This window comes from Pseudochrobactrum sp. AO18b (assembly GCF_000409565.1).
Classification (GTDB): domain Bacteria; phylum Pseudomonadota; class Alphaproteobacteria; order Rhizobiales; family Rhizobiaceae; genus Pseudochrobactrum; species Pseudochrobactrum saccharolyticum.
In genome coordinates this window covers 1-21,917 of the sequence record NZ_ANNO01000449.1, presented here as the reverse complement: position 1 = coordinate 21,917, position 21,917 = coordinate 1, and the positions used below count along the sequence as shown (strand labels likewise).

Annotated in this window: 23 protein-coding genes; 9 read left to right on the top strand and 14 right to left on the bottom strand. The window is 51.7% G+C overall.

Going from position 1 to position 21,917, the window contains the following annotated elements:
• From A918_RS0117000 to A918_RS0116990, 3 genes are read right to left on the bottom strand one after another with little or no spacing between them, the layout of a single operon-like run.
• Entirely contained in the window at window positions 1–1,005 is a 1,005-nt protein-coding gene (locus A918_RS0117000) for an NAD regulator (protein ID WP_022712219.1), read from the bottom strand.
• Window positions 998–1,618 carry a YfbR-like 5'-deoxynucleotidase gene (locus A918_RS0116995; protein ID WP_022712218.1) on the bottom strand — a complete coding sequence of 207 codons (621 nt, stop codon included), beginning with the start codon at window positions 1,616–1,618 and terminating at the stop codon, window positions 998–1,000. The genes A918_RS0117000 and A918_RS0116995 overlap by 8 nt, the downstream gene beginning before the upstream one ends.
• Window positions 1,618–2,532, bottom strand: a complete 915-nt coding sequence (locus A918_RS0116990) for a folate-binding protein YgfZ (RefSeq protein ID WP_022712217.1) — start codon at window positions 2,530–2,532, stop codon at window positions 1,618–1,620. The genes A918_RS0116995 and A918_RS0116990 overlap by 1 nt, the downstream gene beginning before the upstream one ends.
• A 129-nt stretch (window positions 2,533–2,661) precedes the next feature.
• Here A918_RS0116990 and A918_RS0116985 point away from each other — a divergent pair, with 129 nt between their 5' ends.
• Together A918_RS0116985 and A918_RS20905 are read left to right on the top strand one after the other, a co-directional pair.
• Complete coding sequence (locus A918_RS0116985; protein ID WP_022712216.1) at window positions 2,662–3,996, top strand: dihydroorotase; 1,335 nt, start codon at window positions 2,662–2,664, stop codon at window positions 3,994–3,996.
• Window positions 3,997–4,119: 123 nt separating this feature from the next.
• Window positions 4,120–5,100: a phosphatase PAP2 family protein gene (locus A918_RS20905; protein ID WP_022712215.1), complete on the top strand. Its 981-nt coding sequence runs from the start codon at window positions 4,120–4,122 to the stop codon at window positions 5,098–5,100.
• Here the strand turns inward: A918_RS20905 and A918_RS0116975 are convergent.
• From A918_RS0116975 to A918_RS0116960, 4 genes are all read right to left on the bottom strand, one after another.
• Window positions 5,057–5,863 carry a hypothetical protein gene (locus tag A918_RS0116975; RefSeq protein WP_022712214.1) on the bottom strand — a complete coding sequence of 269 codons (807 nt, stop codon included), beginning with the start codon at window positions 5,861–5,863 and terminating at the stop codon, window positions 5,057–5,059. The genes A918_RS20905 and A918_RS0116975 overlap by 44 nt on opposite strands.
• A 92-nt stretch (window positions 5,864–5,955) precedes the next feature.
• The gene (locus A918_RS0116970) at window positions 5,956–6,213 is read right to left on the bottom strand and encodes a hypothetical protein (protein WP_022712213.1); all 258 of its coding nucleotides are present in this window, start codon (window positions 6,211–6,213) and stop codon (window positions 5,956–5,958) included.
• 231 nt (window positions 6,214–6,444) lie between these two features.
• Window positions 6,445–6,831, bottom strand: coding sequence for a TIGR02301 family protein (locus tag A918_RS0116965; RefSeq protein WP_022712212.1), 387 nt, complete (start codon window positions 6,829–6,831; stop codon window positions 6,445–6,447).
• 57 nt (window positions 6,832–6,888) lie between these two features.
• Window positions 6,889–7,314 carry an NUDIX hydrolase gene (locus A918_RS0116960; RefSeq protein WP_022712211.1) on the bottom strand — a complete coding sequence of 142 codons (426 nt, stop codon included), beginning with the start codon at window positions 7,312–7,314 and terminating at the stop codon, window positions 6,889–6,891.
• Between the two features lie 91 nt (window positions 7,315–7,405).
• Here A918_RS0116960 and A918_RS0116955 point away from each other — a divergent pair, with 91 nt between their 5' ends.
• Window positions 7,406–8,203, top strand: a complete 798-nt coding sequence (locus A918_RS0116955; protein ID WP_022712210.1) for an SOS response-associated peptidase — start codon at window positions 7,406–7,408, stop codon at window positions 8,201–8,203.
• A 96-nt stretch (window positions 8,204–8,299) separates the two neighbouring features.
• Complete coding sequence (locus A918_RS0116950; RefSeq protein ID WP_022712209.1) at window positions 8,300–8,914, top strand: LysE/ArgO family amino acid transporter; 615 nt, start codon at window positions 8,300–8,302, stop codon at window positions 8,912–8,914.
• Here A918_RS0116950 and A918_RS0116945 read toward each other — a convergent pair.
• Complete coding sequence (locus A918_RS0116945; protein WP_022712208.1) at window positions 8,888–9,070, bottom strand: hypothetical protein; 183 nt, start codon at window positions 9,068–9,070, stop codon at window positions 8,888–8,890. The genes A918_RS0116950 and A918_RS0116945 overlap by 27 nt on opposite strands.
• A gap of 367 nt (window positions 9,071–9,437) precedes the next feature.
• On the opposite strand from A918_RS0116945, the gene cysS reads away from it, so the two are divergent.
• The 4 genes from cysS (at window position 9,438) to rarD (ending at window position 14,123) form a co-directional block, all read left to right on the top strand.
• A complete protein-coding gene (gene cysS, locus A918_RS0116940; RefSeq protein WP_022712207.1) occupies window positions 9,438–10,952 on the top strand; it encodes a cysteine--tRNA ligase in 1,515 nt (504 codons plus the stop codon).
• The gene (locus tag A918_RS0116935; protein WP_022712206.1) at window positions 10,934–11,431 is read left to right on the top strand and encodes a GFA family protein; all 498 of its coding nucleotides are present in this window, start codon (window positions 10,934–10,936) and stop codon (window positions 11,429–11,431) included. Before cysS ends, A918_RS0116935 begins: the two co-directional genes overlap by 19 nt.
• A 39-nt stretch (window positions 11,432–11,470) precedes the next feature.
• Window positions 11,471–13,084 (top strand): citramalate synthase, encoded by a 1,614-nt coding sequence (cimA, locus tag A918_RS0116930; RefSeq protein WP_022712205.1) that lies wholly within the window; start codon window positions 11,471–11,473, stop codon window positions 13,082–13,084.
• A 118-nt stretch (window positions 13,085–13,202) separates the two neighbouring features.
• Window positions 13,203–14,123, top strand: a complete 921-nt coding sequence (rarD, locus tag A918_RS0116925; protein WP_022712204.1) for an EamA family transporter RarD — start codon at window positions 13,203–13,205, stop codon at window positions 14,121–14,123.
• A 73-nt stretch (window positions 14,124–14,196) separates the two neighbouring features.
• Here rarD and pssA read toward each other — a convergent pair whose 3' ends face one another.
• The 4 genes from pssA to A918_RS0116900 all read right to left on the bottom strand — a co-directional run bounded on the left by pssA (window position 14,197) and on the right by A918_RS0116900 (window position 19,480).
• Window positions 14,197–15,021 (bottom strand): CDP-diacylglycerol--serine O-phosphatidyltransferase, encoded by an 825-nt coding sequence (pssA, locus tag A918_RS0116920; RefSeq protein WP_022712203.1) that lies wholly within the window; start codon window positions 15,019–15,021, stop codon window positions 14,197–14,199.
• A complete protein-coding gene (locus tag A918_RS0116915) occupies window positions 15,021–15,719 on the bottom strand; it encodes a phosphatidylserine decarboxylase (protein WP_022712202.1) in 699 nt (232 codons plus the stop codon). The genes pssA and A918_RS0116915 overlap by 1 nt, the downstream gene beginning before the upstream one ends.
• 286 nt (window positions 15,720–16,005) lie before the next feature.
• Window positions 16,006–17,892 carry an ABC transporter ATP-binding protein/permease gene (locus A918_RS0116905; RefSeq protein ID WP_022712200.1) on the bottom strand — a complete coding sequence of 629 codons (1,887 nt, stop codon included), beginning with the start codon at window positions 17,890–17,892 and terminating at the stop codon, window positions 16,006–16,008.
• Between the two features lie 277 nt (window positions 17,893–18,169).
• Window positions 18,170–19,480 carry an Ig-like domain-containing protein gene (locus A918_RS0116900; RefSeq protein WP_022712199.1) on the bottom strand — a complete coding sequence of 437 codons (1,311 nt, stop codon included), beginning with the start codon at window positions 19,478–19,480 and terminating at the stop codon, window positions 18,170–18,172.
• A 323-nt stretch (window positions 19,481–19,803) separates the two neighbouring features.
• Between A918_RS0116900 and A918_RS0116895 the strand changes: the two genes are divergently transcribed.
• Window positions 19,804–20,409: a TIGR00730 family Rossman fold protein gene (locus A918_RS0116895; RefSeq protein WP_022712198.1), complete on the top strand. Its 606-nt coding sequence runs from the start codon at window positions 19,804–19,806 to the stop codon at window positions 20,407–20,409.
• A 58-nt stretch (window positions 20,410–20,467) separates the two neighbouring features.
• On the opposite strand, the gene A918_RS0116890 is transcribed toward A918_RS0116895, so the two are convergent.
• Complete coding sequence (locus A918_RS0116890) at window positions 20,468–21,007, bottom strand: AAA family ATPase (RefSeq protein ID WP_022712197.1); 540 nt, start codon at window positions 21,005–21,007, stop codon at window positions 20,468–20,470.
• A gap of 190 nt (window positions 21,008–21,197) precedes the next feature.
• A partial coding sequence (locus A918_RS0116885) for an SDR family NAD(P)-dependent oxidoreductase (protein ID WP_022712196.1) occupies window positions 21,198–21,917 on the bottom strand: 720 nt, incomplete at its 5' end.

Here is a 21,917-nt window from a genome sequence, read left to right as displayed (position 1 = left end):
CTATCGCTGAGACAGCGTTACCTTTAAGCCCGGAGCAGGGCGCTCTTCCAGAACCGCACGGCGGAAACGGTAGAGCGCAGCCGGTCTTCCGCGTTGCTGGCTGAGGCTGGCACCGGTCGGCTCAACCAGCTCGGCATTTTCCACCAGACGACGGAAATTCTGCTTATGCAGATGACGGCCGGAGATCGCTTCAACAGTTTCCTGCAAGGCCGTGAGGGTGAAACAATCGGGCATCAGCTCGAAAATCACCGGACGGTATTTCAGCTTAGCACGCAGACGGGCAATTGCGGTTGCGAGAATGCGGCGATGGTCAAACACCATGGCTTTGCCGGTATGGCGCTGCAATTCGTCCAGCTGTGCGCTCGGGCTGACTGTGCCGTCAATGGTTGCCTCCCGTACCAGACCGGCCTCATAAAGCAGCTCATAACGCTCGAGTACACGCTCTTCATCCCATTGAATACCATCAGTGCCAAAAGCAAGGCGCAGACGTGTCAGGCGCGGTAACTGATGCAGATCATAGGCCGGATGGCTGCGCTTGTCGCTTTGCGCCCATTCGCGCAAGGCGGGGATGATGAGCTGGTCGATGAGTGGCGGCTTGCCGCTGCGCCAGTCTTCCCAAGGCAAAAAATCATACCAATATTGCCAGTCATTTTCCGGCTGCTCGCCATTCTGACGTGTCAGTGCCAGATAGCCGACAGAAATCACATGGGTATCATCGGTCGGCATGGCAGATTTGGCACGGCCACGGTCGCCGAATGTATAAAGTTGCTCTACATAGCCGAGGCGCAAAGCTGTCTGCGCCTCCACCCACAAACGCAGGCCAGCTTCCAGTGTGCGATGTTTCAGCGGATCAAACCGTCCGTAAGGGAGTGAAAGCGCGGCAGACATTTCGTGTGCTGCGGGCATTTCATGGTCATCAGAGCAGAGAATAACCGGACGGTTATTGTTGATTGTAACAACTGCAGCACTCAAACCCACCTCAACGACAGCGGAAACATCAGCCATGAATTTGTGTCTCCAATGCGTTGAATCGGTTGATAAAAGCCTGTTCTATCTCTGCGGTTGGCCGTGGTGATAAATCAAAGTGACCGGCATGGAAACCACGCGGACGACCAAAAAACTCTGCGGCCTCTGCTGTGCTGAAGCCAGCCAGCTCTGTTGCTTCAAAATAAGCGGAAACAATGTCAGCTTTCTTAATCGCTTTTTTTAAAACTGCAGGCACGGTTGCAGGCAGGGAGAAGCGCAGATAAATGGCTGTTTCCAGTCGCGCTTCAATCTGTTTATAGGCACCGCCCATCACCGCCTTGAAGGGCGAGATCATATCGCCGATCACATATTCCGGTGCATCATGCAGTAAGGCCAGCAGCTGATGCTGTAAGGGTGCATCAGGATTTTGTTCGCGGAAAATCTGTTCCACCAGCAGCGAATGTTGCGCTACGGAATAAGCATGATCCCCACGGGTCTGGCCGTTCCAGCGGGCAACACGCGCCAGCCCGTGGGCAATATCACTGATTTCGATATCCAGCGGTGAAGGATCAAGCAAATCCAGTCTGCGGCCTGACAACATACGCTGCCATGCCCGACCCGGTTTTGTTTTAGAGCCGCCGGATATTGCCATTAGTCTGCTGCCCCTTCAGGGAAAGTGAATTTAGCATAGGCAGGAATTGTCAGGCTCACTTCTGTTTCACCGGCGAGCAGCGGAATGTTTTTATCCATTGCGTCTTTAACGCGGTCGATGCGAACCAGAGCGAGTGCATTGCTGCCATTGACACTACGCAAGGTTCCGACTTCTTTGCCACCGGCAGTAATCGGCGTGTCCGATGCGGGCAGATCGGCCTGCGCCGTCACCTGCAAAATCCGGCGTCGTGCAGTGCCGCGATGTTGCATGCGGGACACGACTTCCTGTCCGACGAAGCAGCCCTTCTTGAAGGATACACCGCTGAATTGCTCGAAATTAATATCATGCGGGAACACATCATTCATGATGAAATCCGCACCGCCTTCGGCAATACCATAGTGAATACGCAAAGCTGCCCATGCATCGCGATCAGATTGCGTGGCGGGGGAGGCGCTGCCGCTCTCAGCATAATGACGCAGGACATTCGCTTCTTCAGGGAAGCGCTCATCGCGCACGGCCTGATAGCTCTCAAGGCTAATTGAATCACTTTCTGAACTGCCTGAATCAGTTTTCCAGCTCAGTCTGATAATTGATTCATTTAAAACGATAATTTCCGCTTTGGCACGCAGGCGATAAAGCGTGAGACGCTTGGCAAAAACCTCTGCCACATCCTTCGCAATATCAATGCGGAAGCCATCCTCAATACGCGAGATCAGAAAATCGAACTGGATTTTACCCTGCGGACTCAGCAATGCCGAAACACGCAGAACGCCGTTTTCGAGGGAGGTCAGATCAGCTGTGAAAATGGATTGCAGAAATGTTTCCGCATCGGGACCACGCACGAGAATCTGTGTGCGGTCGTCGAGATTTCCGGTTGGTCCGGTAAACAGAGTTAAAGGTTCTGTCGTTGTCATATCAACTTTCCGGTTTATAAAGCAGTGCAGATGCAATTATCTTGATATTCATCGCTTTGTTACGTAAGCCGCATTGCGAGTAATCGCAAGTCAGGAACAGCGAGTTATCGCAAGACAGGAGAGCCGCGAATGACCACAACATTCGATACGATTTTCAAAGGTGCAACGGTCGTCAATCATGACGGCAGTGCCGTTCGTGATATCGGCGTTAAAAACGGACGCATTACCGCTATCGGTTCCCTGTCAGAGAATGCCGCAGGCGAGGTTATCAACTGCACCGGCCTGCATATTCTGCCGGGCGTTGTGGACAGTCAGGTGCATTTCCGCGAGCCGGGTCTGGAACATAAAGAAGACTTGCAGACCGGTTCGCTTGCAGCCGTACTTGGCGGTGTGACCTCTGTTTTCGAAATGCCGAACACCAAACCGCTGACCACATCGCCGGAAGCGTTGGCTGATAAGGTAAAGCGCGGCACACATCGCATGCATTGCGATTTCGCCTTCTGGGTTGGCGGTACGCGCGACAATGCTAAAGATGTGCCTGAGTTGGAGCGCCTGCCGGGCGCTGCGGGTATCAAAGTGTTTATGGGCTCTTCAACCGGCGATCTGCTGGTGGAAGATGATGAAGGTGTGGCTTCCATTCTACGCAATACGCGCCGCCGCGCAGCTTTCCACTCGGAAGATGAATTCCGCCTGCGTGAGCGCGAAAGTCTGCGTGTTGAAAACGATCCGTCCAGCCATCCGGTCTGGCGCGATGAGATTGCGGCACTGACCTGCACCCAGCGTCTGGTGCGTATTGCCCGCGAAACCGGTGCGCGCATTCATGTACTGCATATTTCGACCGCGGAAGAAATTGAATTTCTGAAAGACTACAAAGATGTGGCAACCTGTGAAGCGACACCGCATCACCTGACGCTGTCTTCGGAAGATTATAAAACACTCGGTAATCTCATTCAGATGAACCCGCCGGTGCGCGATGCACGTCATCGCGATGGTATCTGGCATGGTATTGGGCAGGGTGTTGTCGATGTGCTGGGCTCCGACCATGCACCACATACTCTGGAAGAAAAGCAGAAGCCTTATCCGGCATCGCCATCCGGCATGACCGGTGTGCAGACGCTGGTGCCGATCATGCTCGATCATGTGAATGCCGGTCGCCTGTCGCTGGAACGCTTTGTTGATTTGTCATCACATGGCCCGAACCGCATTTTCGGCATGTCCCGTAAGGGTCGCATTGCAGTCGGTTATGATGCGGATCTGACGATTGTTGATATGAAACGCAGCGTAACCATTACTCATGAACAGGCTGGCTCGAAGGCTGGCTGGACACCATATCATGGTAAGACAGTCACCGGCTGGCCGGTTGGCACTATCGTGCGCGGTCATAAAGTGATGTGGGAAGGTGAGATCGTTAATCCTGCACTCGGTGAGCCGGTGGAGTTTATCGAGGCTTTGCCAAGAAATTAAGAAGAGCTCGCTTTACAGAAAATTATAAGAGACCGCATTATCCGATAATGCGGTCTTGTGCATTTTAGAGTGCGCTTCTTTAGATTTACGACTGATCAATGAGTTTGTGTGTATTGATGCAGTATGAAAACACAATCGTCTGTCCTGAATCATTATTTTCGTCCTGTAGAGTTGGCCCTGCTGGGGATCATTCTTATTACGCTGCTTGCAGATGCCGTTCTGCTTCTGAGTTCAGGGCAGAAAGTATTTTACTTCGCTTATAGCGGACAGCTTATCTTTGCTGCATTGATGTTCGGATTGAGTTTCATATACCGCTGGAGCGGGCGTAGCGAGCGCATTGCCACTGTTACGATGAGCACTGGCTTGTTTATGATTTTTACTTCGGCAATGGCACTGCTGAATTATTTGTTCTTACCCAATTTACGCCCGACACTTGATCTTTGGCTTGTCTCACTGGATGCCAGCCTTGGCTATAACTGGGTGGACGCTGTGACATGGAGTGTCAGCTATCCTTTGGTTAATGATATTCTAGGCTATGCTTATTTGTCTAATCTCTATCAGATCGTTATCCTGATAATTTTACTTGGTTTCAGCGGGCGTATTTATGCCTTGCACGGTATGATTTTGACCCTGACGCTGAGTGGAGCTGTTACCGTCCTGTTCTGGATACTTTTTCCCTCGATCGGGCCGAGTGCGTTATTTCCGTTGCCTGAAAGCGTGATTTCAAAATCTCAGCAGATTGTAGGGACTGCATATGGCAAGGAACTAACTGATCTTCTGTATCATGGTACAGCAATGATTATGCCGAATGATGCACGTGGACTGATTTCATTTCCGTCTTTTCATACGGTTATGGCGCTGGCGGGCATGTGGTATTCCCGTTCAGTCAAGTGGCTGTTTCCGTTTTTCCTGCTTTTGAATTTGGCAGTGCTACCAGCCGTCTTGGTTCATGGCGGACACCATCTTGTTGATATACCGGCAGGTATGGCTGTTTTTGCTCTGTGTGCATGGGCAACAGAGCGTTTTCAGCAGCGCTTTGACAGACAGGGAAAAACGATCGTCAGTCGCCGGCTACAAAAAACTTCCATGAGCCATCCGGCGTAATGCCGAGACGGTAGAAAATATAGGCGCCGACGCCCTTCATTTCTTCAAAATCACCGGCAGTTACAATCTGATACAGCTCAACCATCTGCCGGTCGTCCAGCTTGTCCAGCGGGTAGGCGAAGAAATACGGCCAGACATAAACTTCATTCGGTGTACCGGCATCGAGATGCGCATAGCCGGATTCGAGAAGATCTACGAGAATAGCCAGCAATTCCTGACCATTGCTGTCGCCGGAAAGGCTTTTGAGAAATTCCAACGGTGTACCGTCATATTCACCGAGCGAAAGCATCGGGCTGGTTTCGCCGCCGTCACCGAGCAATGGTTTCAGCGCGTCAATCTTTCCGGCTTTGGCAATATCGAGAATTTTCTTGCGGGTGTCCTGCACAGCCTGCGGAAGCTTTGAATAGTCATAGGAGACTTCCGGAATCTTACCTTCCGGTGAAACATGCGGACGGGTAATATCGCGCTCCGGACTGCCGTTTTCGGAAGCTGCGCCGGATTCAGGTGCTCTGTAGGTTTCAGTCGGTACCTGACGCAACGGTCCCGGCAAAGGTACCTGCGCCGGATTGACCTCTTCGCCGTCTTCACCGGCAGGTGTTTCGCTCAACGCTAGAATTTGTGGTTTCCCGCTCAAAGTTCCGGCGGAGGCCGGTACCGAGACAGATGCGGCAATCATGACCAGAGCCAGACCGGAGAGGAAAGACGTGCTCAGAAATTTGTCTGAGCTGAGCTTGCTCGGCCAGTGGCGGGATGAAAGCAACATCAGAAACTCCGGAAGAGAAATATATATTCAAAATAAATGTTTACGGCATCCAATAGCACAAATTATGACGGATGCCGACTGTGCCCAGAAAATTACTGCAAAATACGGTTGGGCAGAAACTCACCGGCAATGATCTGTTCGCGCAATTTATCGAGCAGGCCAAGTGCCGCATCTTCGCCCGTGCTGCGCAGAAGTTCGGTTAATGCATTGGCAAAAGCAGCCTCTGCGAGAATTTCCGGTTCAATGCCTTCTGAAATCCCGTCAGCCCAGGCTTCATGCTGATATTCGATCGCCGCCTGTTTTTTCTCATGGGCAATCAATTCATCGAGGTCTGTCGGAGCATGATTCATTAAAATATCACCTTGGCTTTATGCCGTTGGACACTGCATCGCAGAAGACGGACAGGACTTAGCTAAAGAAAGTGCTGTCATAGAGCCATTCAGAGCAGAAACGACTATCTGAAGACCGTTTCTTACACCATCAGCCGACGCATCACCATCAATAATTTAATCTCTTGTTAACAGATTGCGATGGTTTGTGAATGGCAGATTTCGCCTTTATTGCAATGAATGAAGTTTTGGTTAATTGCCGTAATGGGCAACCAGTCCTTCAGAGAGCTTTTCACCCTGCAATTTAAACCGGTCGATTGCTTTCAGCGCCTGATCGGTACATTGGCTGTAATTATCAGCATAGCTGCGATAGTTGTTGTTAAAGGCTGAAACCAGATTTTTACGTCGCGTTTCATCTGCATTTTCAGCTGTGAGCAATTCATTCATCTGATCGCGCCAGAGACTGGTTTTGTCGCCGCAAAGATTGCTCAAATAGTGGAGGGAGCCGAGGGTGCCTGCCAGCTGGATCATCTGGTTTTCATAGGGCGGGCCGCTGGTTTCCTGTGTTTGTGCCTGTGCGGAAAGAGCGGAAACAGAAAATCCTGTAACCAACAGCAAGCTAACAAGAAATCTGGTCATATATATACTCCGCGCCTTCACTATAAATTGTGCAGTAATCAGGCTGTTTCAAGGCGTTCAGCCTTCTTCCTGCAGAATACGGCGCGCAAATGCCAAGGTGCTGACGGTCACAATATGCTGCAGCATATCCTCAACTGTCAGCCAGTGCAGCGAAACAGCATCATCACCGGCCTGTTCCTGTCCGCTGAGGTCATAAGCGCGGAAAATGCAAAGATTATAGACCTTGCCGTAAAGCCCTTCCTGAGACAGATCGATTGTATCAACCAGCCGCAGGCGGTTGCAGTGCAAGCCGGTTTCTTCTGTGAGTTCACGCCGTGCGGCCTGTTCGGCATTTTCTCCGGCTTCAATCCCGCCACCCGGAAAAGCGAGTGAACCTTTAAGTGGCTCCTTGCCGCGTTTCACCAGCAGGAAGCGGTTCTCCTTACGGCAGATGATGGAGGCACCATGGGCGATGAGCGGGCGAGGGGAAATGTCCTGTGTCATAGAGTGAGTGGTAAAAACCTGCCCGCAGATTTGCAAGCTTTGTTTATCAGGTATCTTGACCTTTACGGTAAAACTCGCAACACCAAATATTATGTGTGGACGTTTTGCATTACTGGCAACAATTTATGAGGTGGAGGCGCAGTTCGGCGTGATTGTCGATGAAGCCTTTCCGTCGCGCTATAATATTTCACCGACCCAACCGATCATGATTGTGATGAATGGTGAAACACCGGCACCCGGCAGCAACAGGCCGGATCGTATTGCAATGCTGGTACGTTGGGGCTTTGTGCCGTCATGGACAAAAGACCCGCTGAACTTTCCGCTGATGATTAATGCCCGTTCCGAGACCGCGCATGAAAAGCCGTCTTTTCGTACAGCGATGGAGCACCGGCGTAGCTTGCTGCCGGTGAGTGGTTTTTATGAATGGCGTAAGCTTGGGGATGGCAGAAAACAGGCTTATTGGATACGTCCGCGCCATGGCGGAACCATTGCTTTTGGTGCGTTGATGGAAACATGGGTGAGCGGTGACGGTTCGCAGATGGATACGGCAGCCATTCTGACGACGGCTTCCAATCATGCATTATCGCATATTCACGAGCGTCTGCCGCTGGTGATCCATCCTGAGGATTATCAGGAGTGGCTGGATTGCAAACGCAACCGTGCCAAGGATGTGAAGCATTTGCTCAAACCGGTGCAGGATGATTTTTTTGAGGCGATTCCCGTCTCGGACAAGATCAATAATGCCCGTTATTTTGGCACAGATGTGCATGAGGTGGTGGAAGAACGGACAGTTTCTCAGGAACCAGTCGTCAAAAAACCGGCTAAACCTAAAAAACCTGCTGTCAAAAAGAAAACAGATGACAATGATGACCAATTCAGTATGTTTTAATTAATTCTTTCAAAAACATAACCTAAAGCGCATCCCGAAAAGTGGTTGCCGGTTTGCGGATAAGATGCGCGTCAATTTAACAAGAACGAGTCTATCGTGGGAACAGCAGCAATTTCGGGCTTTCTGATCGGACTATCCTTGATTGTCGCCATTGGTGCGCAAAATGCCTATATTCTGAGACAGGGACTGCTGCGTCAGCATGTGTTTATTCTCTGTCTGATCTGCGCTCTGTCTGATGCCTTGCTGATTGCAGCAGGCGTTGCAGGGCTTGGCACACTGATCGCAAAGTCCCCTTCATTGATTACAGTGGTGACCGTCGGCGGCGCTGCTTTTCTGTTCTGGTATGGTCTGTCTGCTTTTCGCCGTGCAATGCATCCTGACGGGTTGCGTGCCGGGAATGGCGGTGCGGTCAGCCTGAAAGCTGCAGTTGGGACTTGTCTGGCGCTGACTTTCCTCAATCCGCATGTCTATCTTGATACGGTCGTACTGGTCGGCAGCCTCTCTGCCCGTTTTGAAGGGCAGGCGCGTCTGGCCTATGGGCTGGCTGCGATAACAGCCTCTTTTGTCTGGTTTTTCTCGCTCGGCTATGGTGCACGATTGCTGCAGCCGTTTTTTGCCAATCCTTCGGCATGGCGTATTCTCGACTGCATTATCGGCATCATTATGTGGGCGATTGCGTTCAGCCTACTTAGCCGCCTGTTGTGGCCGTAAGGTCTTATCTGACGGCAGATAAGAAACGTGCAGCCGTTTCTCGTCACGGTGGCTGCGCGGTGCCGACCGCAGAGCTGCCGCCAAAAATGCAGGGCCGATTGCACGATACTGCTCGGTAAGCTGATCTTTTTTAGATGCGCTGAAGATCTTTTTCATAATGTTTCCTTCCCTTACTCACAGCTCCCATTATCGTGAAAAATAGGACTGAAGCATGGCTGGAAATGTGCAAATTCGGGCGTAAATCTGGGTAATGTCACGGCGGTCATGCTGCGTGTCATGATTACTGCCGGTCACAAAAATCTCTGAGCTGTCTCTTGACGCGGCACAGGATCAGAGAGATAAGTGCTGTCATGAAAACACCATTCGCAAACACCATTTGTATTATTGCGGTCATTATTCGCTAGCAGATTGCTGGCTCGGATGTTTTCGTCTTCCTTTTCCTTTTGAAGCAGACAAATGCACCGGCCAGCAGGCTGCGCAAGTCTTGTTTGTGCTTTAGAACCGTATGTTAAAGGGAAGTCAGATGTCTGCCACTGAATTGCGTTTGTATAATACGCTGACCCGCAGGAAAGAGGACTTTGTTCCGATCAATCCTGATCATGTGCGCATGTATGTCTGCGGCCCGACAGTTTATGATTTTGCCCATATCGGCAATGCGCGTCCGGTGATTGTTTTTGACGTTTTGTTCCGTCTGCTGCGCCATGTCTATGGCGAGAGCCAAGTGACTTATGCGCGTAACCTCACTGACGTGGACGACAAGATTAATGCCCGTGCCGTGCGCGATTATCCTGATCTGCCGCTGAATGAAGCTATTCGCAAAGTCACGGAAAGCACCAATGCGCAGTTCCAGAGCGATGTAACAGCGCTTGGCAATCTCGAACCATCCAGCCAGCCGCGCGCAACCGAACATCTGGAAGAAATGCGCCAGCTGATCGAACGTCTGATTGAGCGCGGTCATGCCTATGTGGCTGACGATCATGTGCTGTTTGCAGTTAAAACCATGAGCGGCGACCATGGCCCCCGTTATGGTGCGCTTGCCCGCCGCTCACTGGATGAGATGATTGCCGGTGCGCGTGTGGATGTGGCTTCTTACAAGCGCGACGAGATGGATTTCGTGCTGTGGAAACCATCCAAAGAGGGTGAGCCGGGTTGGCCGTCTCCGGCAGGTATTGCGGTTCACGGTCGTCCGGGTTGGCATATTGAGTGCTCGGCTATGTCGATGGCTAAATTGCTGGAACCGTTTGGCGGCGGTCTGAAATGCGATGATCCGCTGAAAAACACCTTCGACATTCATGCCGGTGGTATTGATCTGGTATTTCCGCATCATGAGAATGAGATTGCCCAGTCATGCTGCGCTTTTGGTTCAGAACGCATGGCCAATATCTGGATGCATAACGGTTTTCTGCAGGTCGAAGGTCAGAAAATGTCCAAATCTCTGGGCAACTTCATCACCATTGACGATGTGCTGAAGTCGGAACTGCCGCAATTGTCGGGCACAGATGCGCCGGAAGAGTTCCGTCGTCGCTGGACCGGTATGGCTGCACGTCTCTCAATGTTGCAGACCCATTACCGTGAGCCGATCAACTGGACGCAGCAGCGTTTGATCGAATCCGGTGAGGAACTGGCAAAATGGTATCAGGTGATTTCCGAACAGCCGGTGCCTGCTTCTGCGGTTAAGGCAACGGTGTTTGCAGATAGCATTGGTGATGACCTTAACACATGGGCTGCACTCACAGAATTGCGCAAAGCCTATAAGCAAGGCGATGTTGCAGCGCTGGTTTCCGGTCTCAACCTGCTTGGTCTTCACGATGCGCAATTGCTGGCTGAAGCTGCACAATATTTGTTCAGCAACGCGGCAGATGTCGACAGTGCAGATGTTGAAAGACAGATCGCCGAGCGTCTGGCATTCATCAACGGAAAAAATTGGGCGGAAGCTGACCGTATTCGTGACTCATTGCTGGCACAGAATATTCAGCTGAAGGACGGCAAAGATCCGGCTACGGGAGAACGGGTGACAACATGGGAAGTGAAACGCTGAGTGAAAATCCGGTAGCCAGCGGCGGCTGCCAGTGCGGTGCTGTGCGTTTTCGTGTGAAAGGGCAGCTAGGCAGCGCGTCCATCTGTCATTGTCGCATGTGCCAGAAAGCATTCGGCAATTATTACGCGCCGCTGGTTTCCGTTAAGGAAGGCACATTGGAATGGACCCGCGGAACACGAAAGCTGTTCCGCTCTTCCAACCATGTCGAACGCGGCTTTTGTGCCGGTTGCGGCACGCCGCTGACCTATGAGGCGCCGGACGGTCTGGCATTATCCATTGCGGCTTTTGATCAGCCGCAAGAAATTGAGCCGGTCGTGCAATGGGGCATGGAGGGCAGGCTGCCTTATCTGGACAAGCTGAGCACCTTGCCTGCCTATACGACAGAACGTGATCCTGAAAGTGCGGAATTCGTGCGCACTATGGTATCTTATCAGCATCCTGATCATGACACTGAGACATGGCCGCAAGGCCATGCATAAATCTCACGCATAAATACGGATATGGAGGAAAGAACAACAATGAAAAAAGAGCGTATCTATATTTATGATACTACCCTGCGCGATGGTCAGCAGACACCGGGCATTGATTTCTCGGTTGCGGACAAGAAAGCCATTGCCGCCATGCTGGACGATTTCGGCATGGATTATGTTGAGGGCGGTTATCCGGGTGCAAACCCGACAGATACGAGCTTTTTTCAGCGCAAACATACCGCAAAAGCGAAATTCGCCGCTTTTGGTATGACCAAACGTCCGGGTGTTTCCACCTCCAATGATCCGGGCATGTCGGTACTGTTGCAGGCTTCCAGCGATGCGATCACCTATGTTGCCAAAAGCTGGGACTATCATGTGCATCTGGCACTCGGCTGTTCTCTGGAAGACAATCTGGAATCCATTACTTCATCGGTCACTGCGGCGCGCATGGCCGGTAAGGAATGTATCGTCGATTGCGAGCATTTCTTTGACGGTTTTAAAGCCAATCCCGATTATGCACTGGCCTGTGCCAAGGCGGCCTATGGTGCCGGTGCGCGCTGGGTAGTGCTTTGCGATACCAATGGTGGCACACAGCCGGGTGAAGTTGGTGATATTGTCCGTGCGGTTAAAGCTGTTGTTCCGGGCGAATGTCTGGGTATTCATGCGCATAATGACACGGAACAGGCCGTTGCCGTGTCGCTGGCCGCAATTGATGCCGGTGTACGGCAGGTGCAGGGCACGCTCAATGGTATCGGTGAGCGTTGTGGCAATGCCAATCTGGTGACACTGATCCCGACACTGATGCTTAAACCGGTCTGGGCTGACCGTTTCGAAGTCGGCATCAGCATGGATGCCTTGGCAGGCATCACCAAACTGTCCCGTACTTTTGATGATATTCTTAACCGTGCACCGAATGATCAGGCGGCTTTTACCGGCAGTTCAGCTTTCGCTACCAAAGCAGGCATTCATGCTTCTGCTTTGCTGAAAGAGCCTAAAACCTATGAACATGTGCCGCCGGAAATGGTGGGCAATCATCGCCGTGTCATGGTGTCCGATCAGGGTGGCAAGTCCAATTTTATTGCTGAGCTCAACAAGCGCGGCATTCAGGTTGCTAAAGATGATCGTCATCTCGATACGCTGATTGCGCTGGTCAAAGAACGTGAGGCGCAGGGCTATGCCTATGAAAGCGCGGATGCGAGTTTTGAACTGCTCGCCCGCCAGCAACTCGGCGCTGTACCGCAGTTTTTCCGTGTGGAAGCCTTCCGCTGTATGGTCGAGCGCCGCTATGACAGCAATGGCTGCCTGAAAACCGTGTCGGAAGCGATTGTTAAAATCATCATCGATGGTGAGGAGCACTTGTCGGTGGCCGAAGGTCATGGTCCGGTTAACGCGCTCGACCTTGCGCTGCGTAAAGATCTCGGTCGCTATCAGGAAGAACTGGCTGATCTGGAACTGGTGGATTTTAAAGTCCGTATCCTCAATGGCGGTACGGAAGCGATCACCCGCGTTCTGATCGAGTCGCATGATGCCAGCGGCCAGCGCTGGCGCACAGTCGGTGTGTCGGACAATATTATTGATGCATCCTTTCAGGCACTGATGGATTCTGTCGTCTATAAGCTGATGAAAAACCGCGAACTTGCGGGACATATTGCAGCAGAATAAAATTTGCCGTTTGCGGAGCCGATGAAACGGGAGTACCGGTTGTTACTGATGCAATTGTAATGAACGGCTCCCGCTGTAAGAATAAAGCCCGAGACCGGAAATCTGAGGATGGATAACTATGAGTGACCGGTCTCAAGCGGCGATGCCGGAGGCGACACGCGGTTTTATTTTCGCGATGCTTGCTTATTTGTTCTGGGGGCTTTTCCCGTTTTATATGAAAGCGGTTGCCCATATTCCGGTTGTGGAAGTGTTGGCGCATCGGGTGATCTGGTCATTGCCGGTCGCAGCGCTCATTCTGGTGTTTATGGGGCGAACGAAGGATGTTGGCGCAGCCTTGCGCAATCCGCGCACGCTGGCCATGGCTTGTCTGACAGCCTCCCTGATCACACTGAATTGGGGTGTGTATGTCTGGGCAATTTTCAATGATCACGCGCTGGATGCGGCTCTGGGCTATTATATCAATCCGCTGGTCAATGTGCTGCTTGGCGCGATTTTCCTTAAAGAGCGCCTGACAAGAGTACAGCTGGTTGCTGTATTCCTTGCCGCTGCTGCGGTGGTGTTGCTGACAGTAGAACAGGGCGGTCTGCCTTGGGTATCTATCATTCTGCCGCTGTCATTCGGCTTCTATGGTTTCTTCCGTAAATCCCTGCCGATTGGCCCGTCACAGGGCTTCATGCTGGAAGTGATCATTTTGTTTATTCCGGCCAGTGCCTATGCAATCTGGTTGTATACACAAGGGCAGGATCATTTCGTTACCGGCACACCGGCGGATATTTCTCTGCTGATGCTGGCCGGTGTGGTGACTGCTGTACCACTGATCATGTATGCGACCGGAGCGAAACTGCTGCGCTACACGACACTGGGACTGATGCAGTATATTACACCGACCATGCTGTTCCTGATCGCTGTTTTCGCCTTCAAGGAGCCGTTTAACACAGTGCAGCTCTATGCCTTTGCACTGATCTGGGCAGGATTGATTCTCTATACATGGTCAATCCTGAAAGAGGCACGGGCAGATAAAGTCGCTGCCAAAGCATAAAAGCAGAAATAACAGAACAAATAAAAAGCCCGCTCAAAAGCGGGCTTTTTTTATTGCTATAATCTGAACCGGTTCACGCCTGATTTTCAGAGGACTTTTTTTCTTCCGCTGCAAAACGGCGCTTCCATGCCAGTGCACTGAAAGGCAGGAATACCAGATAGGCCAAGGCTGTCAGTGTCAGTGTCTGCCAGGTAAAGCTCATCAGAAAACCGGCATAGATCACTACGCCGAGGATCAGCGGCATAACAAAGTCACGACGGATAAAACTGCCTGCGGTTTTGCCGTTATAAACCGGCAGACGGCTGACGAGCAAAAAGGCAATCACAATCGTGAAGCCTGCAGTGCCATAGGCCAGAGCCTTGCTTGGCAACACGCCGAGGAAACCGGAATAGACCGGCAGCAAAACCAGCATTGCACCGGCCGGTGCCGGAACGCCGATGAAATAATTACCCTGCCATGCTGGCTGGTTCGGATCTTCCAGCATCACATTAAAGCGCGCTAAGCGCAGGCAGCAGGCAATCGTATAGATCAGTGCGGCAATCCAGCCGAAAGAACCGGCCTGATCCAGCATGAACAGATAGAGCACCAGTGCCGGAGCTACGCCGAAATTGACGATATCGGCCAGAGAATCCATCTGGGCACCGAATTTGGAAGACCCTTTCAGGAGCCGCGCAATCCGTCCGTCAATGCCGTCGAGAAAGGCTGCCAGCAGCACCATAGCCACGGCCTGCTCAAAACGATGCTCAATGGCAAGGCGGATACCGCTCAAGCCTGCACAGATCGCAAGAACGGTAATCAGATTAGGAATGATGATCCGCATCGGAATTTCAGAAAAGCGCGGACCGCGCCCTTCCGTATTGCCATTTGGATCCAGCGGCGGGAAAGGTGCTTCAAGCATCAGGCAATCCGCACGGTTGGCGCAGTGCGCGTTTCATCAAACTCTGCCAGAACGGTCTCACCTGCCACAGCCGTCTGGCCGACAGCAACGCGTGCAACGGCACCTTTTGGCAGGTAAATATCATTACGCGAACCAAAGCGGATCAGGCCGAAGCGCTCGCCGGTTGAAAGATCTTCACCGGCTTTTGACCAGCAAACGATACGGCGGGCTACAAGACCGGCAATCTGCACTACGGCAACGGTGCCATGGGCGCTGTCGATCAGCACCGAATTGCGCTCATTCTCAGTGCTGGCTTTATCCAGTTCCGCATTCAGGAATTTACCCGGGCGGTGCATCACGGCAGTGATTTTGCCACGCACCGGTGCACGGTTGATGTGAACCGAGAACACATTCATGAACACGCAGATGCGCAGCATCGGCTCTGTACCCAGATCCAGCTCTGCCGGCGGAACGCACATGCCAACGGAAGAAATCTTGCCATCTGCAGAGCTGATGACGAGTTTGTCATCCAGCGGCGTGATGCGCAGCGGATCACGATAGAAATAAATGCACCAGATGGTCAGCACCATCCCTACCCAGAACAAAGATTCCCACAACCAGCCAAGCAACAGCGACACAACAAAAAATGCTGCGATAAAGGGGTAGCCCTCGCGGTGGATAGGAACAAAAGTATTGCGAATGGTATCGGACAGGCTCATCGGTTTTCCTCAGATTTTGCGCTTCAATAACGCAAAGTAACAGCGTTTAAAATGATTAAGCGCAAACAGCGCAACAAAATTCATGATATTCGTGCTTTATCATAACAAAATGCTCACAGAACATTACCGCAAGCACCGGTTTTGATTTTTTTATATTCCGTATCGGCACGGAATCAAAACGGTTCAGGTGATGTTGATCTCACCGGAACCGCCATTGCTGCATGCATATACAATGAACAGCCAGCGCGAATATCTGCTGTCATCATAGAGGATCATCGGTGCCCTGTCATTCTCCGGCAGGGGCGCCGCGAATAACAACACCAAGTTCATCGCTTTCACGAACCTGACGCAGACGGGCTTCCGCTTCATCAGCTTCACGCTGACGATCCCACATGGAAGCATAAAGTCCGCCTTCTACCAGCAGATCACGATGGGTACCACGCTCGGCAATCTGGCCGTCTTTGAGCACGATAATTTCATCGGCGCTGATAACGGTCGACAGACGGTGCGCAATCACCAGAGTGGTGCGGTCACGGCTGACCAGATCCAGAGATTGTTGGATATCCTGCTCGGTTGCTGTGTCCAGTGCCGAGGTTGCCTCATCAAGGATCAGGATCGGCGGGGCTTTCAGAATTGTACGGGCAATCGCGACGCGCTGCTTCTCGCCACCGGAGAGTTTAAGTCCGCGTTCGCCAACCATTGACTGATAGCCTTCCGGCAATAGCTGGATGAAGCGGTCGATCTGCGCCAGCTTGGCAGCCTGTTCCACTTCCTGCTCAGTCGCCGACGGACGGCCATAGCGGATATTATAGGCAATCGTATCGTTAAACAGCACCGTATCCTGCGGCACCATACCAATCGCATGGCGCAGGCTGACCTGCGACACTTCGCGGATATCCTGCCCGTCAATTGTCACCGAACCCTGCTGCACATCATAGAAACGATAAAGCAGACGGGAGATGGTTGATTTACCTGCACCGGACGGTCCTACAATCGCAATGGTTTTGCCTGACGGTACTTCAAAGCTGATATTGCGCAGGATCGGACGGGACGGATCATAGGCAAAGCTGACATTGTTGAAGCGGATTGCCCCTTGCGAGACGGCCAGAGCCGGTGCATCGGGCTTGTCTTTGACCTCTTCTTCCACTTCAAGCAAATCAAACATCTGCTCAATATCGGTCAGACCCTGACGGATTTCACGATAGATAAAGCCGATCATATTCAGCGGTAATGACAGCTGCATCAACAACGCATTGATGAAGACGAAATCGCCGAGCGTATGGGTTCCGGCCTGTACTTCGCGGGCAGACATCACCATCAGGATCATCATGCCGACACCGAAAATCACGGCCTGACCAAAGTTCAGCCAGCCAAGCGATGTCCATGTCTGGGTTGCCGCTTTTTCATAACGTGCCATCGAGCGGTCATAGCGCTCTGCTTCCATGGCCTCATTGCCGAAATATTTGACTGTTTCAAAATTCAGCAGTGAGTCAATTGCTTTGGTATTGGCATCCGTATCGGATTCATTCATTTCGCGGCGGATATTAATACGCCAGTCACTCGCCTTGACGGTGAACCACATATAGAGCCAGACCGTTGCCGCAACCACGATCAGATAGCTGACACCATAGGCAAAACCGAAAATCGCTGCGGTCAGCGCAAATTCCAGCAGGGTCGGTACCGAGCTCAGAATGGTGAAGCGCACAATGGTTTCAATGCCTTTGACGCCACGTTCAATCACACGGGACAGGCCGCCGGTGCGGCGCTCAAGGTGAAAACGCAGCGACAATTTATGCATATGCACAAAAGTCCGATAGGCAAGCTGGCGCACTGCATACTGGCCGACGCGGGCAAATAATGCATCGCGCAACTGGTTCAGACCGGCCTGAATGATACGTGCCAGATTATAGGCAACGACCAGCATCAAAGCGCCGACAAAAATCTGCGGCACCCAGCTTTCCGGTTTGAAAGAACCGTCCAGCGCATTGGTTGCCCATTTAAAAAAATAAGGCACCAGCATCAGCACGAATTTGGCGATGACCAGATAGAAGGTCGCCCAGACGACCCGCATTTTGAGATCATGACGCTCACTCGGCCACATATATGGCCAGAGTTTCGCCAGTGTTTTCAGGGTCTGACCGGATTCTGCCGAGACTGTTTTTTGTTTTTTCATCTTTTTTATTTAACGCCACAGACGGTCACTGCTGCCGCCTTCATGCTGTATTGCGGTCTAGAGCATATTTCCTTAACCTTGGATCAGTTTAAGGAAATATGCTCTAATTTTAAAGTGTTAGAGCGAGTTTTGCGTGCCAAGTCTGGCACACGGCGCTCTAAGCGCCGCAGAATTGCTGCAAGTTTCTTCATCGTCTTATCATAGCTGCAGGTGTGATAGAAACAAAACGCCTGCACAATGTTGTGAGGAAGACAAACACGCTCCGGAGAAACAGGATTTACGGTAGTTTCTGCTTCACATCCTGCTCGCTGAGCGGGGTTTTCGGCATGACGAAAACCTGTCCCGGCCAGATCAGGTCAGGGTTCTTAATCTGATCAGTATTGGCCAGATAAATCGTGGTGTAACGCGTGCCGCTGCCATAAGTGCGCTTGGAGATTGTCCAGAGATTATCGCCTTTACGGATAATCACCGAGCCTTCCGCTTTTTCCAGAGGCTGTGCCTGTGTCTCTCCGGCAGGCTGGCTTTCCTGAGCGGCCTGTCCGGCATCCGGTGCATTTTGCGCGGCGATTGCAGGAGCAACAGCCGCAATATTCTCACCGGCTTCGCGACGGAAAGGTACACGCGCTGTGGCCAGAATTTTACCGCCCTTATCCATCAGATCAGCACGGATAATATAGTCACCGACAGCAAGCGGCTGCTGGGTCTGCACCAGATAGCGCCCCTCAGGGGTGATGACAGCTGTGCCGAGCAAAGTCTCATTGGCTGAGACATTAACCGTCTGGCCACCGCGTGCATGACCGGCGACAAATACCGAGCGGCCTTCAATCTCCACGGCCTCCACGGCAATGCTGACGGCATCCTGAGAATTGCCCTCTGCAAGTCCGCCCTGTACGGCCTGCGACGGCAGCAGGGTAACAGCAGCATCATTGCCATGCGCAGCTGCCGGTGCATCTTTATTCTCAGGTGTCTGCGCAGCATTTCCGCCACTGGCCTGCGGTGTGGTAATCATACGGCTGGCCTGACCAGGCTCCTCAACAAGTGCAAGAACCTGACCATCCGGTGTTGCAGGAACGGAGAGGATCGCGGTCTGCTGCGATGTTGCAACGGAATTATCTTCCGCAGTTGCGCGCAGAACCAGCTGATAATCGCCGCTTTTCAGCGCCTCATCCAGAATAATTGCAAAATCACCGTTCTCACCGGCTTTAGCCGAACCGAGCACACGGGTTTTGGAAATCACATCAACCACAGAATTCGGTGCGGCTTTACCGGCAATGACCAGTGAGCCGTTGCCCTCAAGGCGCAGCACATCAAAAACCGGAACTGTGACACTCTGCTCAGGCACTGCCTTTTCGGGAGCAGTTGGCTTGGTATCCGCCGGTGCAGAAGTATTACCCGCAACAGGCTTGTCAGTCTGGGCAGGAGTTTCAGGCTGGGTCGTCGCAGCAGGCTTGTTATCTGTTGCTGTTTTTGAAGCAGGTGCCTGCGGAGGCTGATCCGTTTTCTGCGGAGCCATGCTAAAATATGCAAGAAGACCACCTGCTATAACAACAGCAGCAAAACCGGCAAGCGCATAACGACTATTCTGCATACGGGGCTGACCCTTTTAACACCAAGCTTAAAAAAATATTATAACATGCTGTGTCTGCTTATAAATCCAAATGTATAAGCAGCACATTTGCCAACAACTAGCGCTTTTTTATTGTTACAGCAAGAATATCACATATCAGCGCCAAAATTCTTGTCACATATTGCGCGATAAGATGTCAGCCATGCATGGTTTTCGGTGCAAGGCCATGATTTTAAAAAGACTTCGGAAACAGCGGTGAAAGAGCTGGTTTTTTATACGGATTATTAGCGGCCGACTTCACTACATAAACTTGACGACAAACAGCCCGCGCGCGAAAAGAAAGCATGAGCAAGATTCGATCAATATGTGTCTATTGCGGTTCTTCAACCGGCAATAATCCGGTTTACCGGGAAGCAGGACTGGCTCTTGGCCGCTCCATTGCAGAAAACGGTCTTCGCCTGATTTATGGCGGCGGCACAAAAGGGATTATGGGCGCAGTTGCTGAAGGCGCTTACAAAGCTGGCGGCAAAGTCACCGGTATTATTCCGACATTTCTCCTCAATAAAGAAGCTGACGGCAAGCAGAATGAAATGCTTGATGAGCAGATCATTACTGAGAATATGCATCAGCGCAAACAGCTGATGTTTGAACGCTCGGATGCATTTGTCACCCTGCCGGGTGGCATCGGTTCTGTTGAGGAAATCGTGGAAATGATGACCTGGGCACAGCTCGGCCATCATAAAAAGCCGATGGTTTTCGCCAATATCAATCATTTCTGGGAGCCGATGATCGCCATGCTCGATCATATGCGCACAGAAGGCTTTATCCATACCGGCCATCGCGTGCAGCCTAAAATGCTGGATACTGTGGAAGAAATTATTCCTTACATTTTTGATGCAGCCGCTAAAGGCGATGCATCCGGTGATGAAGAGATTATTGCCCGCATGTAAGCAGATTACATGACTATTATAAAAGCCCCTCAGTGAGGGGCTTTTTTTATTGCGTAAATTAAGCTGTGTGGGCGAGTATAAAATCTGCTCTTGCCTCAACATCTGACTTAGGCAACTCCATCAGAGTGAAGCCATAATCTTGATAGACTGCCAGCATAGCAAAAAATGTGCGCTCAGCCTCTTGCAGTGATTGCTTGCGCTCTTCGTCTCCCTGATAAATCTCTGACCAGTGCGGCGCGATGAAAACGGTTTTATTATAGCGAAAGTGCTTCACTGCCTGATGCACATGATCCGGCACAGACAGGCCGGAGAGGGTAAGGTAACCGGCAATATCGGCCAGCCCGCGGTCAAAGAAATACGGCTTGTCAGATACTGTATGTGTGGCCAGCAGGTGAGAGCGCATTTCCCATGACAGCATCATTTCCGCGAAAAGTGCGGGATCGAGCCATGGCAAAGCCTTGCCACTGATTTTCACCTGATCCTGAATGATATGTCGTCCGGCTTCCTGACTATGCTGATAGCCCCGCTGTTTGAGAATATTGAGCAGAGTGGTTTTGCCGGAGCCCGGGCCGCCGGTAAGTATATAAAAATGATCCATAACAGACCCTTCTGTTTTCAGAGAATTGAAAAATTGGACAGTTCAGAGGGGAAGGCGGCGGGATAAAATGAGGCAGCAGGGAGCTGCGAATATAAAGAGCCGCGAAGAAAATTATTTGATTGAAAAGACAGGATAAAAAACATCTCTGGCCGGTTATTAATAATCCGGCCAGACGATTATAGACATGTGTTTATGAAGGCATATGATATTGCAGGAATTTATCCTGACGTACATCATAAAGCTGGCCGGTGATGGTCAAAGCCGGATCGGCGAGCTGCACGATTTTTGCAGCCACATCAGCCGGATGCGGCAGTGTTTCCGGATCTTCACCCGGCATTGCTTTGGCGCGCATCGCTGTGCGTGTAGCACCCGGATTGACGGAGTTAACCCGTAGCGGCATTTGTTTGGTTTCTTCTGCCCATGAGCGCCCCATCACTTCAACTGCAGCTTTGGAAGCGGCATAAGGCGCCCAGAATGCGCGTGCTGTATGGGCAACGCCGGAAGACATCAGAATAGCGCGACCGGCATCCGAACGGCGCAGCAGCGGGTCAACCGAGCGGATCAGGCGCCAGATTGAGGTCAGATTGGTGCTGATAACATTGTCAAACACCTTGGCTTCCACATGGCCGACCGGAGAAATAGTGCCAAGCACACCGGCATTGGCGACTAGAATATCCAGTTTGCCCCAGCGGTCATTGATGGATGAACCGAGCAGATCAAGTGCAGGCATGTCTTTCAGATCAAGCGGGACAAGGGTTGCTGTATTGCCCATTGCCTGAATTTCATCATCAAGTTCTTCAAGGCCGCCGACAGTCCGCGCAACAGCAATGACATGGGCACCGCGTTTCGCCAGTTCCAATGCCAGAAAATAACCGATGCCGCGGGATGCGCCGGTCACCAGTGCTGTCCG

What these genes read in the sequence shown, in the direction of transcription:
- A918_RS0117000 (WP_022712219.1), bottom strand. Translation starts at nt 1,005, where the DNA reads ATGGCTGATGTTTCCGCTGTCGTTGAGGTGGGTTTGAGTGCTGCAGTT.
- A918_RS0116995 (WP_022712218.1), bottom strand. Translation starts at nt 1,618, where the DNA reads ATGGCAATATCCGGCGGCTCTAAAACAAAACCGGGTCGGGCATGGCAG.
- A918_RS0116990 (WP_022712217.1), bottom strand. Translation starts at nt 2,532, where the DNA reads ATGACAACGACAGAACCTTTAACTCTGTTTACCGGACCAACCGGAAAT.
- A918_RS0116985 (WP_022712216.1), top strand. Translation starts at nt 2,662, where the DNA reads ATGACCACAACATTCGATACGATTTTCAAAGGTGCAACGGTCGTCAAT.
- A918_RS20905 (WP_022712215.1), top strand. Translation starts at nt 4,120, where the DNA reads ATGAAAACACAATCGTCTGTCCTGAATCATTATTTTCGTCCTGTAGAG.
- A918_RS0116975 (WP_022712214.1), bottom strand. Translation starts at nt 5,863, where the DNA reads ATGTTGCTTTCATCCCGCCACTGGCCGAGCAAGCTCAGCTCAGACAAA.
- A918_RS0116970 (WP_022712213.1), bottom strand. Translation starts at nt 6,213, where the DNA reads ATGAATCATGCTCCGACAGACCTCGATGAATTGATTGCCCATGAGAAA.
- A918_RS0116965 (WP_022712212.1), bottom strand. Translation starts at nt 6,831, where the DNA reads ATGACCAGATTTCTTGTTAGCTTGCTGTTGGTTACAGGATTTTCTGTT.
- A918_RS0116960 (WP_022712211.1), bottom strand. Translation starts at nt 7,314, where the DNA reads ATGACACAGGACATTTCCCCTCGCCCGCTCATCGCCCATGGTGCCTCC.
- A918_RS0116955 (WP_022712210.1), top strand. Translation starts at nt 7,406, where the DNA reads ATGTGTGGACGTTTTGCATTACTGGCAACAATTTATGAGGTGGAGGCG.
- A918_RS0116945 (WP_022712208.1), bottom strand. Translation starts at nt 9,070, where the DNA reads ATGAAAAAGATCTTCAGCGCATCTAAAAAAGATCAGCTTACCGAGCAG.
- cysS (WP_022712207.1), top strand. Translation starts at nt 9,438, where the DNA reads ATGTCTGCCACTGAATTGCGTTTGTATAATACGCTGACCCGCAGGAAA.
- A918_RS0116935 (WP_022712206.1), top strand. Translation starts at nt 10,934, where the DNA reads ATGGGAAGTGAAACGCTGAGTGAAAATCCGGTAGCCAGCGGCGGCTGC.
- cimA (WP_022712205.1), top strand. Translation starts at nt 11,471, where the DNA reads ATGAAAAAAGAGCGTATCTATATTTATGATACTACCCTGCGCGATGGT.
- rarD (WP_022712204.1), top strand. Translation starts at nt 13,203, where the DNA reads ATGAGTGACCGGTCTCAAGCGGCGATGCCGGAGGCGACACGCGGTTTT.
- pssA (WP_022712203.1), bottom strand. Translation starts at nt 15,021, where the DNA reads ATGCTTGAAGCACCTTTCCCGCCGCTGGATCCAAATGGCAATACGGAA.
- A918_RS0116915 (WP_022712202.1), bottom strand. Translation starts at nt 15,719, where the DNA reads ATGAGCCTGTCCGATACCATTCGCAATACTTTTGTTCCTATCCACCGC.
- A918_RS0116905 (WP_022712200.1), bottom strand. Translation starts at nt 17,892, where the DNA reads ATGAAAAAACAAAAAACAGTCTCGGCAGAATCCGGTCAGACCCTGAAA.
- A918_RS0116900 (WP_022712199.1), bottom strand. Translation starts at nt 19,480, where the DNA reads ATGCAGAATAGTCGTTATGCGCTTGCCGGTTTTGCTGCTGTTGTTATA.
- A918_RS0116895 (WP_022712198.1), top strand. Translation starts at nt 19,804, where the DNA reads ATGAGCAAGATTCGATCAATATGTGTCTATTGCGGTTCTTCAACCGGC.
- A918_RS0116890 (WP_022712197.1), bottom strand. Translation starts at nt 21,007, where the DNA reads ATGGATCATTTTTATATACTTACCGGCGGCCCGGGCTCCGGCAAAACC.